Source organism: Pseudomonas sp. G3-19 (assembly GCF_054855875.1).
Window position 1 is genome coordinate 2,514,304 of sequence record NZ_JBMPIQ010000003.1, and the last position, 16,622, is coordinate 2,530,925.

The window sequence follows — 16,622 nt, forward strand, 5'->3', positions numbered from 1 at the left end:
AGAGATAACGACGTTTCGGCCAAACATGGACGCAAAGACGCGGGAACGGCGAACGATTTCCCACGGATGTTGCCCACCGAACCTACGAAAACCATCCGGGGTTTCCCACGAGTTCAATCACCATGTTCTGACCACCCCGTTTTACAGATGCCGTCTAAGCTCTGGAGGGTCGGTTTGCCTTGGTTCACGGAGGATTACATATGCTGTTGTTGTGGATACTGGTTCTGATCGTCGGTGTGGCGTATCTCGCCCACCGCCGCATCGCCCCCTTGCCCGCGTTGGGTATCGTCGCCATTTACCTGCTGGCGATGGGCATTTTCAGCCATGCCCCGGGCTGGTTGCTGCTGCTGTTCTGGATCGTGCTTGCTGTGGTGGCCGCGCCGTTGATGCTGCCTGACCTGCGCCGCAAACACTTCACCGCGCCGCTGTTCAACTGGTTCCAGAAAACCCTGCCGCCGATGTCGCAGACCGAACGCGACGCGATCGATGCCGGTACCGTGTGGTGGGACGGTGAACTGTTCAGCGGGCGTCCGGACTGGGACAAACTGCTGTCCTATCCAAAAGCGCAACTGAGCGAAGAGGAACAAGCCTTCATCGACGGTCCGACCGAAGAACTCTGCGCAATGGTCACTGACTGGCAGATCGGCCAGTCGATGGATCTGCCACCCGAAGCCTGGAGCCACATCAAGGAGCACGGTTTCTTCGCCCTGATCATTCCCAAGGAGTTCGGCGGCAAGGGCTTTTCCGCCTACGCCCACTCGCAAGTGGCGATGAAACTCGCGACCCGCAGCGGCGACCTCGCCTCCACGGTGATGGTGCCCAACTCCCTCGGCCCGGCCGAACTGCTGCTGCATTACGGCACCGACGAACAACGCAATCACTATCTGCCGCGGCTGGCCCGTGGCGATGACATTCCGTGCTTCGCCCTCACCGGCCCGCTGGCCGGCTCCGATGCCGGCGCCATGCCGGACACCGGGATCATCTGCAAAGGTGAATGGGAGGGCCAGGAAGTCATCGGCCTGCGCCTGAACTGGGAAAAACGCTACATCACCCTCGGTCCGGTGGCGACCCTGCTCGGTCTGGCCTTCAAGGCCTATGACCCGGAGCATCTGCTGGGCGACAAGGAAGATCTCGGCATCAGTCTGGCGCTGATTCCTACCGATACACCGGGTGTGGAAATCGGCCGTCGTCACCTGCCACTGGGTGCAGCGTTCATGAACGGCCCGAACTCGGGCAAAGACGTGTTCATCCCGCTGGACTACCTCATCGGTGGCCAGGAAATGCTCGGCAAGGGCTGGATGATGCTGATGAACTGCCTGTCGGTCGGGCGTTCGATCTCGCTGCCGGCAGTCGGCACTGGCGCGGCCAAATTCACCAGCCTGGTGACCGGTCAATACGCGCAGATTCGTGAGCAGTTCAACGTCCCGTTGTCGGCCTTCGAAGGCATTCAGGAAGCCATGGCACGCATCGGCGGCAACGCCTGGATGATGGACGCCGCGCGCATGCTCACCGCCAACGCGGTGGATCTGGGCGAGAAACCGTCGGTACTGTCGGCGATCCTCAAGTATCACCTGACCGAACGCGGCCGCGAGTGCATCACCCACGCCATGGACGTGCACGGCGGCAAGGCAATCATCATGGGTCCGAACAACTACCTCGGACGCAGCTGGAACGGCGCACCGATCTTCATCACCGTGGAAGGCGCGAACATCCTCTCGCGCAACCTGATGATTTTCGGTCAGGGCGCCATTCGCTGCCATCCGTTCGTGCTCAAGGAAATGGCCCTCGCTGGCCGCGAAGACAAAGAACAGGCACTGAAAGAATTCGATGGCCTGCTGCTCAAGCACATCGGTTTTGCCGTCGGCAACGCCGCCAGCACCCTGGTGCTGAACCTGGGCTTCGGCCACTTCGAACATGCACCCGGGGACAGGATCAGTCAGGGCTACTTCCGTGCACTCAACCGTCAGGCAGCGGCTTTCGCCATGCTGGCGGACTTCAGCATGATGTTGCTGGGTGGCGAACTGAAGCGCCGGGAACGCCTGTCCGCACGTCTTGGCGATGTGTTGAGCAACCTGTATCTGGCCTCCGCTGCGCTCAAGCGTTATCACGACCTGGATTCGCCGGCGCATATGGAGCCGCTGTTCCGTTGGGCCATGGAAGAAAGCCTCGGCCAGTCGGAGCGGGCACTGGATGAGCTGCTGAGCAACTTCCCGAACAAAGTGTTTGGCTGCCTGCTGCGGGTGATCGTGTTCCCGTTCGGCCGTCGCCATAAAGGCCCGTCGGACAAGCTCGGCGCCGAAGTGGCAGCTGTTATTGGTCGCGCCAAAGGTGATCCGACTCTCGAAGAACTGCTCGCCGGCTGCTATCGCCCGCAGTCCGCCGACGATGCCGTCGGTGCCCTGCAACACGCCAGCGATCTGCTGAATGCCGCCCAACCGCTGCACAAAAAACTGCACACCTCGCTCAAGAGCGGTCAGGTCAAACCGGTGGCTGGCGAACACGCCATCGACGCCGCACTGGAGGCCGGGGTGTTGCAACCGCAGGAAGCACAGACCCTGCGCGATGCCGAAGCAGCACGGCGCAAGGTGATCGACGTCGATGATTTCGACAAGGAAGAGCTGAAACAGGCAGAAGGCAAAGTCCGCTGATGCCGACGACCGTGTAGCTGTTTATTTGTGAAAAACGGGCACGAGAGCTTTATACTCCCGCGCCCGTTTTGCTCTTGAGGACTTATCTCGTGTCCAACGTCGTTGCCGATCATCTGGTTTTGCTCGACCATCTGCGCAGTATCCTGGTCGCCGTAGGTGAGGCCGAACAGGTTCCCGAAGAAAGCCATGCCTTGTTCCTGGAGCGCTTTGACGAACTGCTGGCGTCCCTGCCGATCGATCCGATCGAAAGCCAGTACCTGGGCCAGGACATCCTGACCCAAGTGATTACCCGTTATCCGCAAATAGCCCACCTGATCCCGCGGGATCTGCTGTGGTTCTTCGCTGGTGACTGCCTGCACTACCTGTCCGATGAAGAAATCGATCTGTATCAGGCACTGGAAGAACGTCGCTACGAAGCCGAACAGAACGACGAACCGTTCGACTGGAATCAGGAAAAGCAGTTGCTGGCGATGTCTGCTCAGGACAGCAAGCACTGATTTAATGGTTTGAAGATCAAAAGATCGCAGCCTGCGGCAGCTCTTACAGGGAATACATGTGATTCCTGTAGGAGCTGCCGCAGGCTGCGATCTTTTGCTTTTAAAGCAGCCCCTCGCTCTCCGGCAATTCATACGCAAGCGCCAGATTATTCGGCGCCCCCGCCTTGCCCGGCTTGCTCAACGTCGGCTCCTTCTCCAGGCACTCCACCAGATAATCGATGAATACCCGCAGCTTCGGCGGCAGGTAGCGCGTGGGCGAATGCAGCAACCACAGACCACCGTGGTAAGAAGCGAGGAACGTCCACTCCGGCAACACCTGCACAATCAACTTCTGCTCAAGCGCATAGCGCGCGGTGAAGTACGGCAGGCTGCCAATACCAATGTGCTGCAACACTGCCCCGAGCCGCACGCCGGTATGGTTGGCGGCATAGCGGCCACGTACGCCGACGGTCACCGCTTTACTGCCCTTCTTGAATTTCCAGCGCGCATCGCTCGGGGTTTCCCCCAGATAGATGCAACTGTGATTGAGCAGATCGTGAGGGTGAGTCGGCGTGCCATGTTCGGCCAGGTATTGCGGGGTGGCGCAGAGCAAATGGTCGATGGTCAGCAACTGCCGTCCGACCAGCCCGGCCGGCGGTCGATCAGTTATACGAATCGCCAGGTCGACATGATCGTCAATCAAATCAACCTGGCGGTCTTCCAGCAGCAACTCGACATCGACTTTCGGATAACGCCGCAGAAACTCAGGCATGTGCGGATGAATCACGAAACGCCCGACCGCTTTCGGCACACTGACCCGCACCAGCCCTTCCGCCTCGTGGGTGAACTGCCCACTGATCTCCATCACCGATTTGGCGGCGCTGACCATCTCCTGACAGCGCTTGAACACTTCCTCGCCACCATCACTCAAGCGCAGTTTGCGCGTGGTGCGCTGCAGCAAACGCGTAGCCAGGGCCTTTTCCAGGCGGGAAATGCTGCGACTGATCGCCGACGGCGACGAGCCCAACTGGCGGGCCGCCTCGGAAAAACTGCCGGTCTCCACGACCTTGACGAAGATCGCCATTTCACCGAGCAGTGGCAGCGGAAGATTGATGCTCACAGCGCACAAGTCCTTTGATGTTTGAACGGATTATCACGTTATTGCACGATTCATATAATAAAAACAGACACTTTAATAAGGGCATGGAATATGACGCTTCGCCTCTTTTTCCATAGTGATGACCTCAAGGCTAATGTGGAAGTCCTCGACTGCACGCCCCACGAGAACGAATTTGCCGTGGTGCTGCGCGCCACCCTGTTTCACCCGCAAGGCGGTGGTCAGCCTTGTGATACCGGCATGATCGGCGAAAGCCAGGTGCTGCGCGTGGTGCAGGAACCTGACCGGATCGTGCATTACGTCGATCGTCCGGTAAAACCCGGCATGACCTGTATTCACGTGGATGAACAACGTCGCCGCTACAACACCCGCATGCACTCGGCCGGGCACCTGATCGGGCATTTCGTGCAGGCCATGGGCTGGACGCCGATCAAGGCGCACCACTGGCCAGACGAAGGCCGGGTGCAGTTCAAACCGGGTGATGCCGCGCAGGAAGTCGACGCACCTACCGTTCAATACGGTATCCGTCAGTGGATCGAACACGATCTGCCGCGCCTGACCTCACTGCGTGAAGGCGCGCGGGAAATTGGTTTTGGCGAGCTACCGGCCTATGGCTGCGGTGGCACCCACGTACGCAGCCTGAAGGATTTGGGCACAGTCACGATCGCCTCGCTTTCGCAGAAGAAAGGCACGTTATCCGTCCACTACAGCGTGGATTAAGCTTCTCGGGCGCTGCTCCGCGCAGCGTCCGACGCCGGGGGAACCGCACTCGCCGGTTCCGTTGACTATCGATAGATGGACCTAAAAACAATGATGCTAGACGTCGAGCGTCTCGATGAGACGTGCATAAAAAAACTGGCCAACGAAGAAGTCCTCGCCATCCGCGTCAAAGGCTTCTTGCCCGAGCCGCTGGCGATCGAGATTGGCGACAAGATTCTTGCACCGGGCTTTGAGGGCTACATCAACGCGCCGAGCATCGGCCGGATCGGCATGGCGTTTTACGAGGCGGAAAACCAGCCGCTGCTGATCGAGGACTACTTCGAGCGCGCCACCCGCAACATCGCCGAACTGCGCGAGCGCTGTGCGCCCTATTCCTCGCCAGTCGACACCCTGCGCTGCATGCTCGACGAGTCGTGGCCGGCCGGCGCACATCTGGAAAACCTCTATGGCCGCAAGATGTATGTCGGCCTGTCGCGGGTGGTCAAACCCGGCGTGTGCTTCCTCGCCCACCACGACATTTTCGCCAAGGACGCCCCGGACAGCTTTCAGGCCCGCAGCCTGGAGGCGCAGTTCGCCTGCAACGTCTACCTGAACATGCCGACCGAGGGCGGCGCACTGCAGATGTGGGACGACGACATCACCCCGGATCAGTTCGACCAGATGCGTGGCGACAGTTACGGCATCGACCCGGCGCTGCTCGGCCCACCGACCCTGGAAGTGCGGCCGGAGCCGGGCGATTTCATCATGTTCAATTCGCGCTGCATGCACTCGGTGACCCCGGGCGTGGCGGATCCGCGTCTGAGCCTTTCGTTCTTTGTCGGCTATCGCGGCAATGCTTCACCCCTGACCTTCTGGAGCTGAGATGTTATCGAACTACCTGGGCGAGTTTCTGGCGCTGGCCACCATTCACTTTCTGGCCGTGGTCGCTCCCGGCCCGGACTTCGCTGTCACCATCCGCCAGAGCGTGCGCTTCGGCCGACTGGTGGGGATCTGCACCGCACTGGGGATCGGCGCCGGCATTTCCGTGCACGTTCTCTACACGTTGCTCGGCGTTGGCGCTCTGATGCACACCACACCGTGGTTGCTGACGGTGGCCAAGGTGATCGGTGGGGCGTACATCTTTTACCTCGGCATCAGCCTGATTCGCAGTAAACCGAAAACCACGCTTGAGGGCGAGAAAAGCACGGACGAACCACTGGTTGCGCAATCGCTGTTCAAGGCGTTCAGCACCGGTTTTCTGACCAATGCCACCAACCCCAAGGCCACGCTGTTCTTCCTGGCGATTTTCACCACGATCATCAGCGCCAGCACCCCACTGGAAATTCAGGCGCTGTATGGGGTGTGGATGTGCTTCGTCAATGCGCTGTGGTTCGTGATCGTCGCGCTGTTTTTCTCCAGCAGCCGGGTACGCACCCTGTTCATGCGCATGGGCCATTGGTTCGAGCGCAGCATGGGCGTGATCCTGATTCTGTTCGCCGGCAGGCTGGTGCTGTCGATGTAAAAACGACACCCAAAGACAAGGCCCGGTCAGTTGCACACTGCTCGGGCCTTTTTCGTTTGTGCGCCGCTTTTGCATTTCTGTGCGACGGATCCCACTTCAGGGGCTCCCCTTCAACACCTTCGCGGTGTTAGTTTGGAAAAGATTTGTTTCAACTTTCAAACACTTCCACTCAACTGCCTGCAAAGGAATGCCCACCGTAATGAATTTTTCTCTCAAGCGACTGGCCGCTACCAGCCTGATCCTGGCCAGCTTTTCTGCGTTCACCCTGCCCGCGCAGGCCAACATCACTCCGCAACAGAGCGCAGCCATTCTCAAGAGTTTCGATGAGGCGAGCCTCACCGACTTCCGCCAGTTTCTGGGTGCCGTAGGCAAGAGCGACCTGGGTAAAACCGACAACCTCGGCCCGGCGATCAACGCCTTTCTCGACAACAAGACCCCGAGCGCGGAACAGCAGAACGAGATCTACCGCCTGCTGGGCATTTACACCCGCGCCAAGTACGGCAAAGCCGCCCTGGAAACCCTGCGCGAACTGGTGGAAATCCCGACCTTCCAGAAAGAAGGCGTGGCCCAGCACGACAATCCGGAGTTCATCAAGATCGCCGAAAAGATCAAGAACCTGGCCGAATCGTTCAACCTGAAGTTCCGCAACGTCGACAACCGCGTCTATGAAATCTCCCTCGACGGCAGCGGCGACGAAGTCGTGGGCATTCACGCGCATGCCGACGTGGTGCCGGTCACCCCGGAAAACTGGGTGCTGAAGGACGGCACCAAACTCGACCCGTTCAAAGTCACGCTGATCGGCGACCGCATGTACGGTCGCGGCACCGAGGACGACAAGAACGGCATCGTCGTCGCGATGTACGCGATGAAAGTGATCAAGGAAGAAAAGCTGCCGCTGGCACGCAACTTCAAACTGCTGGTGGACACCACCGAAGAAACCACCGGCGACGCGATCCCGTATTACTTCGAACACAACCCGACGCCGAACTACAACATGGCGCTGGACGGTGGCTACCCGGTGGTCATTGCCGAGAAAGGCTACGGCACGGTTATGGCCAGTTTCCCGCTGCGCAAGGCTGAAGGCAGCGGCGCAGAAATCATATCGATGACCGGCGGCCTGGCAACCAACCAGATTCCATCGGTTTCGGTGGCGACACTCGTCACCGACAAGCCTGAGCAACTGGCTGCGAGTCTGCAGAAAGCCGGCAGCGAATACGCGAAAAAACACGGTGGTGACTTCGAAGTCGCGGCCAAGGTTGACGGCAAAGGCGTCAAGCTGAGCGTCACCGGTGTGTCAGCGCACTCCTCCGAACCCGAGTCCGGCGTCAACCCGGTCGCGCGGATGCTCGACTTCATCAACAGCCTCGACGGCAAGGTGGCGCTCAAGCACAACCAGATTACCGACGCTGCACGCTATGCGTCCACCAACTGGGGCCTGGATTATCTGGGTAAAAAACTCGGCGTGGGCTTCTCCGATTCGTTCATGGGTCCGCTGACGACCTCGCTGACCTATGTCGGCGTGGACGACAAAGCCTTCAAACTGGCAGTCAACCTGCGCGTGCCGAAGGGCAAATCACCGGAGGTACTGAAGAAGCAAATCGCTGACAAACTGGCGGCCTGGAGCAAGAAGTCCCACGTTGCCGTGGACTTCACTTACTCGATCGCCGAACCGATGTACCGCAATCCGGAAGGCGAATGGGTCAAGGCACTGCTGGCGGTGGCCACTGAAAACCTCGGCATGAAGCACGAGTTCGGCACGTCTGCCGGCGCGACCTCGGTGCATGAATTGCCGAACGGCGTGCAATTCGGCCTGGCCCGGCCTGAAGTCAAATACACCGGGCATACCGATGGCGAGTTCAAGACGGTTGACCAGTTCCTGCTCGACCTGCAGATCGTCACTGAGATGATGGGCCGTGTCGGCCAGCTACCGAAGCTCTGATAAGGCATGGGCCCGTGATTCAGCGGGCCTGACGTGAAAACAAAAAAGGACCCGAAGGTCCTTTTTTGTTGCGTACAAAACGCTGCACAAACAAAAACGCCGATCATCACTGATCGGCGTTTTTGTGAAATTGGAGCGGGAAACGAGACTCGAACTCGCGACCCCGACCTTGGCAAGGTCGTGCTCTACCAACTGAGCTATTCCCGCATTGGCGTCCCCTAGGGGACTCGAACCCCTGTTACCGCCGTGAAAGGGCGGTGTCCTAGGCCACTAGACGAAGGGGACAGGCTACAACTTTCACTAATAAAAACGCCGCTCACTGAGCGGCGCTTTTAGAATTTGGAGCGGGAAACGAGACTCGAACTCGCGACCCCGACCTTGGCAAGGTCGTGCTCTACCAACTGAGCTATTCCCGCAAATGGCGTCCCCTAGGGGACTCGAACCCCTGTTACCGCCGTGAAAGGGCGGTGTCCTAGGCCACTAGACGAAGGGGACACGCTACCCGGAACACATGGTGTGTGTTTCGGTGTCCAGACCCGCATCCGAAGACTTGGTTCTGGTTTCACTCAGCCCCGCCCAAAAGCAGTGCTGTTTAAAATTGGAGCGGGAAACGAGACTCGAACTCGCGACCCCGACCTTGGCAAGGTCGTGCTCTACCAACTGAGCTATTCCCGCATTGGCGTCCCCTAGGGGACTCGAACCCCTGTTACCGCCGTGAAAGGGCGGTGTCCTAGGCCACTAGACGAAGGGGACACGCTACAACATTCACTCCCTGCCGCGTTTCGCTGTGTGCTTTACGCTGCAAGTGGCGCGCATTCTATGGATGGTTTGAGAGGTCGTCAACCCCCGAATATAAATTTATTTAAATCAATGACTTCGACCTGCTTTACGGGAGCATTCGGGCTTTTCCGTCGCCCGACGATTGACGCCTATATTCCGCCACCCGCCAAGGCGTTATAGTCCGCAACACAATGATGGCAATCTGCGCACCTTGCGCCAGCATTCATATAAGCAGTGTGCAGCCGATATAGACAGAAGCTGCTGAATCAACTCGTCGAGCGGCGCTGGGCGCCTGAATGTCCAGCCACTACACTCGCATGCGAACCCTATAAAGAGGTCTTACCGGTGACACCACTCATGATCACCCTGCTAGTCATAGCCGGGATCGCAATTCTGATCGCCATTGGCTACATGAACCATGTGGTGGAAAACAACAAACTGGAGAAGGCCCGCACCAAAGTCGAACTCAACGACCGCCTGCGCCGCTGCGGCGAACTGACCGAAACCTTCCCCGGCCAGTTCATGACCCCGGCACTCAAGCTGCTGCTGACCCGACTGGAACTGAACGTCTGCCAACGTCTGCTGAACCTGGAAAAAACCAGTGCCACGACCAAGGCACGGATCACCGAACTCAGCGCACTGGTGGCCCAAGGCGAATCGATCCCGGTCAACAACCCGCCGGCACCGATCCTGACCGAAGCCAAAGCCAAGGACGTCCGTTTCCTGCTCGAAGCCCTGCACGGCCAGATCACCCGCGCCGCCCATGACGGCTTCCTGCCACCGAACGAAGCCAAACACTGGATCAAGGAAGTCCGCCACATCCTGGTCCTGCTGCACATCGAATTCTTCAACAACCTCGGCCAACAATCCCTGCAACAAAACCAACCCGGCCAGGCCCGCCTCGCCTTCGAACGCGGCGTGCAATACCTGCGCAAACAGCAAGACCCGCAGATGTACTCGGAACAACTGCAATACCTGGAAAAACTCCTGGCCCGCGCCAATGCCCAGGTCATGGACAAGATTGCTCCGGTTGAAGGCGAAGTGAACCAGTTGACCGAAGGCCTCAAAGAAGTCGAAGCCGATGCGGACTGGAAGAAGAAAGTGATTTACGACTGATGGTCGAGAGTTAAGAGAAGCCACCGAGAGGTGGCTTTTTTGTGGGGGGTGGGCTGACTGCCATTGCGAACATTCAGTTAGAGATTGGTTGGCAGTCAGGCCTCTTCGCGAGCAAGCCCGCTCCCACAGTGGGCATGAGTTTATTCAGTTGGAGATTGGTCGGCTGTCAGGCCGCCATCGCTGGAAAGCCAGCTCCCACAGTTGGAATGGGGGCGCTCAGTTGGAGACTGGTCGGCTGTCAGGCCGCCATCGCGAGCAGGCTCACTCCTACAGAAGAGCGAGATAGTGCACCGCCTCGCTCTTCACCACTCAAATGGCCGAGTGTCAGCTCGCCGAAAGCTCTTGATCTTGCCGTGCCGGCCCCGTCGGCAGGCTGAGTGGAGGGGTTTATCCGGGGGTGGGAGCGCAGCGACCGTTTGGCGCAGCCAAACACATCGAGAGGAGGTGCAGCGAAGCAAACCGGAGGCGATGCGCCCGGATGAATCCTGCAACGAAGGAACCCGAGCCTAAGCGAGGGCCGAACGCTGGGGCCAAGCGTTTTGGTTACTTTTGGGCGTCTGCAAAAGTGACTCGCCGTAAGGGCGAAACCGCCAGCCGCAGCCCCCGAAGCAACGGATATTCACCCAACCCCCCCCAGAACCTGGTCGGCCCAGAGGCCGCCAAGTCAAAGCCGAAAATGCCCAACCATCCCCTTGAGCTCCCCCCCCAACCGCGCCAGCTCAACACTCGAAACCGCATTCCCCCGCATCGCCATCGAAGACTGATCCGCACTCGCACGAATACTCGTAACACTGCGATTGATCTCCTCAGCCACCGAACTCTGCTCCTCCGCCGCCGCCGCAATCTGCTGATTCATCTGCTGAATCAACGAAACCGCCGCCGCAATACTGCCCAGCGCACTCTCGGTCTGCAGCGCATCACTGACCGCCAGCTTCACCAAGTCACCACTGCTCTGAATCTGCTGCACCGACGAATGCGCCGCCGAGCGCAACGCACTGACCAGACGCTCGATCTCCTCGGTGGATTGTTGTGTACGCCGCGCCAACGCGCGAACCTCATCAGCCACCACCGCAAAGCCCCTGCCCTGCTCCCCGGCCCGCGCCGCCTCGATTGCGGCGTTGAGCGCCAGCAGATTGGTCTGCTCGGCAACGCTCTTGATCACATCCAGCACCGTACCGATGTTCTGGATCTGCGCACTGAGGCTTTCGATGCTCGAACTGGCCGACGTCGCCGAATCCGCCAGTTGCTCGATCCGCACCATGCTCTGGCGCACCACCTGCTGCCCGCTCTCGACCTTGGCATCCGCCGTTTGTGCGGCCAGCGCCGCCTCCTCGGCATTGCGCGCCACGTCATGAACGGTGGCGGTCATCTGGTTCATGGCCGTGGCCACTTGCTCGGTCTCTTCCTTCTGGCTGTTGACCTCAAGGTTGGTCTGCTCGGTTACCGCCGACAGCGATTGCGCGGAACTGGCCAACTGCTCGATGCCCGCCTGCAAACCGCTGACGATCGTGCTCAGCCCGGTGCCCATCTGCTGCATCGCCAGCATCAGTTGCCCGATCTCATCACGCCGGGTGACCTCCACCCTCGCACTCAAATCCCCGGCCGCAATCTGCTGTGCCACCCGCATCACACTGCGCAGCGGCGCGACGATCAACCGGGTGATGAGCCACGCGGCAATCAGCCCCACCAGCAACGCCAGCGCCGAAGAACCGATGATCAACACCGAGTTCTTCTTCAATTCCGCCTGCATCGCGCCATCCTCGGCGCCATACGCCTGATCCACGCGCGCCATCACCTGCGCTGCACGCTGGTGCAACTGTTCGTAGACGGTTTTTTCCTGGGCCAGCAGGCCGGTGTACTCGGCGAGCTTGTCGTTGAATCCGGCGATGTGCCCGGACACCTCATTGAGTACCGTCAGGTAGCCCTCGTCCTTGACCGTGGTCTTCAACTGCTCGGCCTGAGCCTGCGCCTGAGCGGCCTGCTCGATGTTGCCCTTGCCGGCGCTGTCGGCATCGCCCTTGCGGCTCTGGTCCAGACGAACCCGCGCCTCGTTCATCGCCTGCAACATCAGCCGCGACACCTGGCTGACCTGGCTGGCCTGTTCGATGAACTGTGCGCCGTCCTTGCCTTCGGTGTCCTTCAAGGTATACGCGCCATCATCGGCCAGACCGGCCTGCAGTACGTCCAGGTTATTGGCCACGCTGGACACCGACCAACTGGCCATTTCCAGCGCCAGATCCTTGGCCTGGGTCAGCGAGACAAACTCATCGAAAGCCTTGCGATAAGCGCCCAATGCCTGTTCGACATCGCTCATCACCGCCACGTTGGCCGGGGACTGCGCCTTGAGTTGCGCGGCCTGGGCCAGCAAACCGTCTACGCCTTCGTGCAAGGCATCGACGGTTTTCGGATTGCTGTGCAGCGCATAGTCCTGCTCCAGCAGCCGCACCTTGAGCAAGGCACTGTTGAGCGACGACATCTGCTTCAGCCCATCGAAGCGCTGACTGATGGTCTGCAGGGACCAGACACCAATGGCAGCCACCAGCGCAGTCAACAGCAGCACCAGCACGAACCCGATACCCAGTTTCTTCGCCATACCGAGGTTGGCAAAACGTCCTTGCACGGCGGAAATCATTGCGCGTAGTCCCCTGCCAAAGTCTGTTGCCGAAGATTCGCAACGGCCATGGAGCAGCACAAGTCTCTGGCGTCGGAATAATGGCAAAAAGCTACGCACGCGTCGTTTTCAGAACGCTTGAGGTCGATTCACACCGGTACTGCGAAAAAACTGCCGGGCCCTCGGATCACAGGCATAGGCCACGTTGATCCGCTGCCACTCACTGGGTTCGCCACTCGGACTGAAGGCCCCCGGGTCGCAAAGGCTGACACCATTGCACTGCGCCTGACTGTGCAAGCGGCCAGTATCGCCCAGCGGGGCACGGGCCCAGATGAACAGGCCGCCACACGGCTTACCGAAAACCTCCCAGTCGGCGTCTTCCAGCGCCTGCAACGCGGCGACCCGATCGGTATTCAACCGTTGACGCTGGCGCTGGACCATTTTGCGATAGGCGCCATTGGCCAGAAGACTGGTCAGCACCGCCTCATTGAAACTCGAAGCGCCCATGCTACTGATCATCTTGATTCGCCCCAGCCGCGCTATCAGCGCTGGCTCGGCGTACACAAACCCGACGCGCAGCGAGCTGCTCAGTGTCTTGGAAAAGCTGCCGACATAGATCACTCGCTCATCGAGTGCCGCCAGGCGTGTGCCATTGCCATTGTGCAGGTCGGCGTAGACATCGTCCTCGATCACTCGCACATCGTGAGCGTTGCACAACCGCAGGATCTGTTGGGCAACGCCAAGGGTCAGGCAAGAGCCGGTGGGATTGTGGTGGTGACTGTTGATGAACATCGCGACCGGCCGGAACTGCCGCAACAGTGCTTCCAGCGCCTGAGGATCAGGCCCGCTCGGCGTGCGGCGCACTTCCAGCAACTGCACGCCGTACAGGCGCAACAGCTCGAACAGCGGCGCATAGCCGGGAGTTTCGACGACAACGCAGTCACCGGCCTTCAACAATGTGCGCGCGAGCAGATCAAGCGCCTGGCTCGCACCGGAGGTCGTCAGCACCTGTTCATCCAGAGCCTCGACGCCGATCAGCCTGAGGCGTTTGACGATCTGCTCGCGTAACGCCGGCAGCCCCAGCGGGCTGCTGTAATTGAACAGACTCGCCATGTCGGTACGGGCCACCTGACGGATCGCATAACTCAGGTCGTCGGATTCACGCCAGCTCTGCGGCAAGCCTCCCTCGCCGAGTTTCAACCCGCTGTGTGCCTGCCCGCAGTCAATCCCGATCACCCCACCGCCCTGCGCGGCCACCATGAACCCGGCGCCCTGACGCGGGGCCAGAACGCCTTGCGCCACCAGCCGTTCGCAGGCTTCGGCCACACACGACTGACTCAGCAGATTGGAGCGCGCAATCTGCCTGACGGAGGGCAAGCGCGTGCTCGGCGCCACACCGCTTCGCGAGATCCACTCAGTCATGCCATCAACAATCTGCTGTACGACCGGCACCATTGCCTGTCGGTCAATTCTCAATTCCATGAGCACGCAAACTCCTGTCCATTTTGCTGGCGGCAGTAAATCACAGCCGCGTCGCTCAGGCTGTGCGACAACGCCGTCAAAAGCAGCCGTTCTAACCGTTTGATACACATTGTTTAGCGGTTTAACGGAACTGGCGCCCAGCAACAGGAAAACCCGCACTGAGGCGGGTTCCAGAGTCTTGCCACTCGGCGTCAGAAAGCCGTGACGCCGCCATCCACGGCCAAGGAATGACCGGTGGTAAACGCCGCGCCATCGCTGCACAGATACAGCACGGCGCTGGCGATTTCCTCGACCTTGCCGATGCGCCCCACCGGGTGCATCGCGTTGGCGAACTCGCCTTTCTTCGGGTCAGCCTCGTAAGCGCGACGGAACATGTCGGTGTCGATCACAGCCGGGCACACGGCGTTGACGCGGATTTTCTTCTTCGCATATTCGATCGCCGCCGATTTGGTCAGACCGATCACCGCGTGTTTCGACGCTGCATAAATGCTCATCTTCGGCGCCGCGCCAAGGCCCGCCACCGACGCGGTGTTGACGATCGCCCCGCCGCCCTGAGCGAGCAACAACGGCAACTGGTACTTCATGCACAACCACACACCTTTGACGTTGACGCCCATGATCGCGTCGAACTCGTCCATCGAGCCGTCGGCCAGTTTGCCTTGCTCGATTTCGATCCCGGCATTGTTGAAGGCGTAGTCCAGGCGACCGTAGGTATTGATCACCTCGTCCATCAGATTCTTCACTTCGCTTTCGACGGTAACGTTGCAGCGTACGAAGGTCGCTTCGCCGCCGGCTGTACGAATCAGCGCCACGGTGCCTTCGCCCCCTGCCGTGTCCAGGTCGGCCACCACCACTTTCAAACCTTCGGCGGCGAACGCCTGGGCGGTCGCCCGGCCGATACCGTTGGCCGCTCCGGTGACTACGACCACTTGGCCGGAAAACGTCATGCTCATTGTTATGTCCTCGAAGGGAGAGATGCAGGAGGGATTTGCAGACTCGCAGCATAGTCACCGGGGCCCGTCCCGAGTCAGCACTATCAGAAGGCTGTTTATGCCTTCATCCGTCGCAGTGATAAAAGCCTGTGGGCCACTATCACTGCACTGGATCATTGCGCATTCGCCACATCAGCCGACCTTGCAGCATTGGCCTCGAGGGTCTATCAACAAGGCTTCATTCAGTTCGAGTGCCTGCCATGACCAGTCAGACCAATCGCCAGTTCCTCCTCGCCAAACGCCCGGTGGGGGCTGCGACCCGTGAGACCTTCACCTACCAGGAAGTCCCGGTCGGCGAACCGGGCGCTGGTCAGATACTGGTGAAAAACCAATACCTGTCCCTCGACCCGGCCATGCGCGGCTGGATGAACGAGGGCAAGTCCTATATCCCGCCGGTAGAAATCGGTGAAGTCATGCGCGCCTTGGGCGTGGGCCAGGTCATCGCTTCGAACAACCCGGGCTTTGCCGTCGGCGACTACGTCAACGGCGCCCTCGGCGTGCAGGATTATTTCCTTGGCGAACCCAGAGGTTTCTACAAAGTCGATCCGAAACTGGCGCCGCTGCCGGTGTATCTGTCCGCCCTTGGCATGACCGGCATGACCGCCTACTTCGCCCTGCTCGACGTGGGCGCACCGAAGGCTGGCGACACCGTGGTGTTGTCGGGAGCTGCCGGGGCAGTGGGCAGCATTGCCGGACAGATCGCCAAGATCAAAGGCTGCCGGGTCGTCGGCATCGCTGGTGGTGCCGACAAGTGCAAATACCTGATCGATGAACTGGGCTTCGACGGCGCTATCGATTACAAGCACGAAGACGTGCTGGCCGGACTCAAGCGTGAGTGCCCGAAAGGCGTTGATGTGTATTTCGATAACGTCGGCGGCGAGATCCTCGACGCTGTGCTCAGCCGTCTGGCGCCGAAAGCCCGGGTGGTGATCTGCGGCGCCATCAGCCAGTACAACAACAAGGAAGCGGTCAAAGGCCCGGCCAACTACCTGTCACTGCTGGTCAATCGTGCGCGCATGGAAGGCTTTGTGGTGATGGACTATGCCGCGCAGTACGCCGGTGCCGCGCAGGAAATGGCCGGCTGGATGGCCAAAGGGCAGCTCAAGAGCAAGGAAGACATCGTTGAAGGTCTGCAGACCTTTCCGGAGACGCTGATGAAATTGTTCAGCGGGGAGAATTTCGGCAAGTTGGTGCTGAAGGTCTGAAACTTAACGCGACAACACACCAAAAGCACTGTGGG

Annotated in this window: 12 protein-coding genes, 6 tRNA genes and 1 pseudogene; 8 read left to right on the forward strand and 11 right to left on the reverse strand. The window is 59.8% G+C overall.

Annotated features, from left to right (window positions below):
* Window positions 1-200: 200 nt before the first annotated feature.
* The gene (locus ACOYXI_RS11575; protein ID WP_461674857.1) at window positions 201-2,648 is read left to right on the forward strand and encodes an acyl-CoA dehydrogenase; all 2,448 of its coding nucleotides are present in this window, start codon (window positions 201-203) and stop codon (window positions 2,646-2,648) included.
* An 89-nt stretch (window positions 2,649-2,737) separates the two neighbouring features.
* Window positions 2,738-3,145, forward strand: coding sequence for a PA2817 family protein (locus ACOYXI_RS11580; RefSeq protein WP_007967565.1), 408 nt, complete (start codon window positions 2,738-2,740; stop codon window positions 3,143-3,145).
* Between the two features lie 100 nt (window positions 3,146-3,245).
* Here the strand turns inward: ACOYXI_RS11580 and ACOYXI_RS11585 are convergent, their stop codons facing one another.
* Window positions 3,246-4,244: a LysR family transcriptional regulator gene (locus ACOYXI_RS11585; RefSeq protein ID WP_027612331.1), complete on the reverse strand. Its 999-nt coding sequence runs from the start codon at window positions 4,242-4,244 to the stop codon at window positions 3,246-3,248.
* A 90-nt stretch (window positions 4,245-4,334) separates the two neighbouring features.
* On the opposite strand from ACOYXI_RS11585, the gene ACOYXI_RS11590 reads away from it, so the two are divergent.
* The 4 genes from ACOYXI_RS11590 to ACOYXI_RS11605 all read left to right on the forward strand — a co-directional run bounded on the left by ACOYXI_RS11590 (window position 4,335) and on the right by ACOYXI_RS11605 (window position 8,401).
* A complete protein-coding gene (locus ACOYXI_RS11590) occupies window positions 4,335-4,961 on the forward strand; it encodes an alanyl-tRNA editing protein (RefSeq protein WP_098965050.1) in 627 nt (208 codons plus the stop codon).
* A gap of 90 nt (window positions 4,962-5,051) precedes the next feature.
* Window positions 5,052-5,822: a 2OG-Fe(II) oxygenase gene (locus tag ACOYXI_RS11595; protein ID WP_047600411.1), complete on the forward strand. Its 771-nt coding sequence runs from the start codon at window positions 5,052-5,054 to the stop codon at window positions 5,820-5,822.
* 1 nt (window position 5,823) lies between these two features.
* Complete coding sequence (locus ACOYXI_RS11600; RefSeq protein WP_338802704.1) at window positions 5,824-6,462, forward strand: LysE family translocator; 639 nt, start codon at window positions 5,824-5,826, stop codon at window positions 6,460-6,462.
* A 199-nt stretch (window positions 6,463-6,661) separates the two neighbouring features.
* A complete protein-coding gene (locus tag ACOYXI_RS11605; protein ID WP_461674858.1) occupies window positions 6,662-8,401 on the forward strand; it encodes a dipeptidase in 1,740 nt (579 codons plus the stop codon).
* Between the two features lie 131 nt (window positions 8,402-8,532).
* Here the strand turns inward: ACOYXI_RS11605 and ACOYXI_RS11610 are convergent.
* From ACOYXI_RS11610 to ACOYXI_RS11635, 6 genes are all read right to left on the reverse strand, one after another.
* A tRNA-Gly gene (locus ACOYXI_RS11610) sits at window positions 8,533-8,608 on the reverse strand.
* Between the two features lie 2 nt (window positions 8,609-8,610).
* Window positions 8,611-8,686 (reverse strand) — tRNA-Glu (locus ACOYXI_RS11615).
* A gap of 55 nt (window positions 8,687-8,741) precedes the next feature.
* Window positions 8,742-8,817: transfer RNA gene (locus ACOYXI_RS11620), tRNA-Gly, on the reverse strand.
* Between the two features lie 3 nt (window positions 8,818-8,820).
* Window positions 8,821-8,896 (reverse strand) — tRNA-Glu (locus ACOYXI_RS11625).
* A 104-nt stretch (window positions 8,897-9,000) separates the two neighbouring features.
* A tRNA-Gly gene (locus ACOYXI_RS11630) sits at window positions 9,001-9,076 on the reverse strand.
* A 2-nt stretch (window positions 9,077-9,078) separates the two neighbouring features.
* Window positions 9,079-9,154: transfer RNA gene (locus ACOYXI_RS11635), tRNA-Glu, on the reverse strand.
* A gap of 384 nt (window positions 9,155-9,538) precedes the next feature.
* On the opposite strand from ACOYXI_RS11635, the gene ACOYXI_RS11640 reads away from it, so the two are divergent.
* A complete protein-coding gene (locus ACOYXI_RS11640; RefSeq protein WP_171061878.1) occupies window positions 9,539-10,297 on the forward strand; it encodes a hypothetical protein in 759 nt (252 codons plus the stop codon).
* Window positions 10,298-10,961: 664 nt separating this feature from the next.
* Here the strand turns inward: ACOYXI_RS11640 and ACOYXI_RS11645 are convergent.
* From ACOYXI_RS11645 to ACOYXI_RS11660, 4 genes and pseudogenes are all read right to left on the reverse strand, one after another.
* Window positions 10,962-11,843, reverse strand: coding sequence for a methyl-accepting chemotaxis protein (locus ACOYXI_RS11645; RefSeq protein WP_371917821.1), 882 nt, complete (start codon window positions 11,841-11,843; stop codon window positions 10,962-10,964).
* Window positions 11,844-11,870: 27 nt separating this feature from the next.
* Window positions 11,871-12,929: pseudogene (locus ACOYXI_RS11650) on the reverse strand (HAMP domain-containing protein); the annotation flags it as partial.
* A 108-nt stretch (window positions 12,930-13,037) separates the two neighbouring features.
* Window positions 13,038-14,390 (reverse strand): aminotransferase-like domain-containing protein, encoded by a 1,353-nt coding sequence (locus ACOYXI_RS11655; RefSeq protein ID WP_098965056.1) that lies wholly within the window; start codon window positions 14,388-14,390, stop codon window positions 13,038-13,040.
* 191 nt (window positions 14,391-14,581) lie between these two features.
* Entirely contained in the window at window positions 14,582-15,343 is a 762-nt protein-coding gene (locus tag ACOYXI_RS11660; RefSeq protein ID WP_027612323.1) for an SDR family oxidoreductase, read from the reverse strand.
* 239 nt (window positions 15,344-15,582) lie between these two features.
* Here ACOYXI_RS11660 and ACOYXI_RS11665 point away from each other — a divergent pair, with 239 nt between their 5' ends.
* Complete coding sequence (locus ACOYXI_RS11665) at window positions 15,583-16,587, forward strand: NADP-dependent oxidoreductase (RefSeq protein ID WP_098965058.1); 1,005 nt, start codon at window positions 15,583-15,585, stop codon at window positions 16,585-16,587.
* Window positions 16,588-16,622 lie beyond the last annotated feature (35 nt).

Coding starts and splice junctions, on each gene's coding strand:
- ACOYXI_RS11575 (WP_461674857.1), top strand. CDS start 201: ATGCTGTTGTTGTGGATACTGGTTCTGATCGTCGGTGTGGCGTATCTC.
- ACOYXI_RS11590 (WP_098965050.1), top strand. CDS start 4,335: ATGACGCTTCGCCTCTTTTTCCATAGTGATGACCTCAAGGCTAATGTG.
- ACOYXI_RS11595 (WP_047600411.1), top strand. CDS start 5,052: ATGATGCTAGACGTCGAGCGTCTCGATGAGACGTGCATAAAAAAACTG.
- ACOYXI_RS11600 (WP_338802704.1), top strand. CDS start 5,824: ATGTTATCGAACTACCTGGGCGAGTTTCTGGCGCTGGCCACCATTCAC.
- ACOYXI_RS11605 (WP_461674858.1), top strand. CDS start 6,662: ATGAATTTTTCTCTCAAGCGACTGGCCGCTACCAGCCTGATCCTGGCC.
- ACOYXI_RS11640 (WP_171061878.1), top strand. CDS start 9,539: ATGATCACCCTGCTAGTCATAGCCGGGATCGCAATTCTGATCGCCATT.
- ACOYXI_RS11645 (WP_371917821.1), bottom strand. CDS start 11,843: ATGCTGGCGATGCAGCAGATGGGCACCGGGCTGAGCACGATCGTCAGC.
- ACOYXI_RS11655 (WP_098965056.1), bottom strand. CDS start 14,390: ATGGAATTGAGAATTGACCGACAGGCAATGGTGCCGGTCGTACAGCAG.
- ACOYXI_RS11660 (WP_027612323.1), bottom strand. CDS start 15,343: ATGAGCATGACGTTTTCCGGCCAAGTGGTCGTAGTCACCGGAGCGGCC.
- ACOYXI_RS11665 (WP_098965058.1), top strand. CDS start 15,583: ATGACCAGTCAGACCAATCGCCAGTTCCTCCTCGCCAAACGCCCGGTG.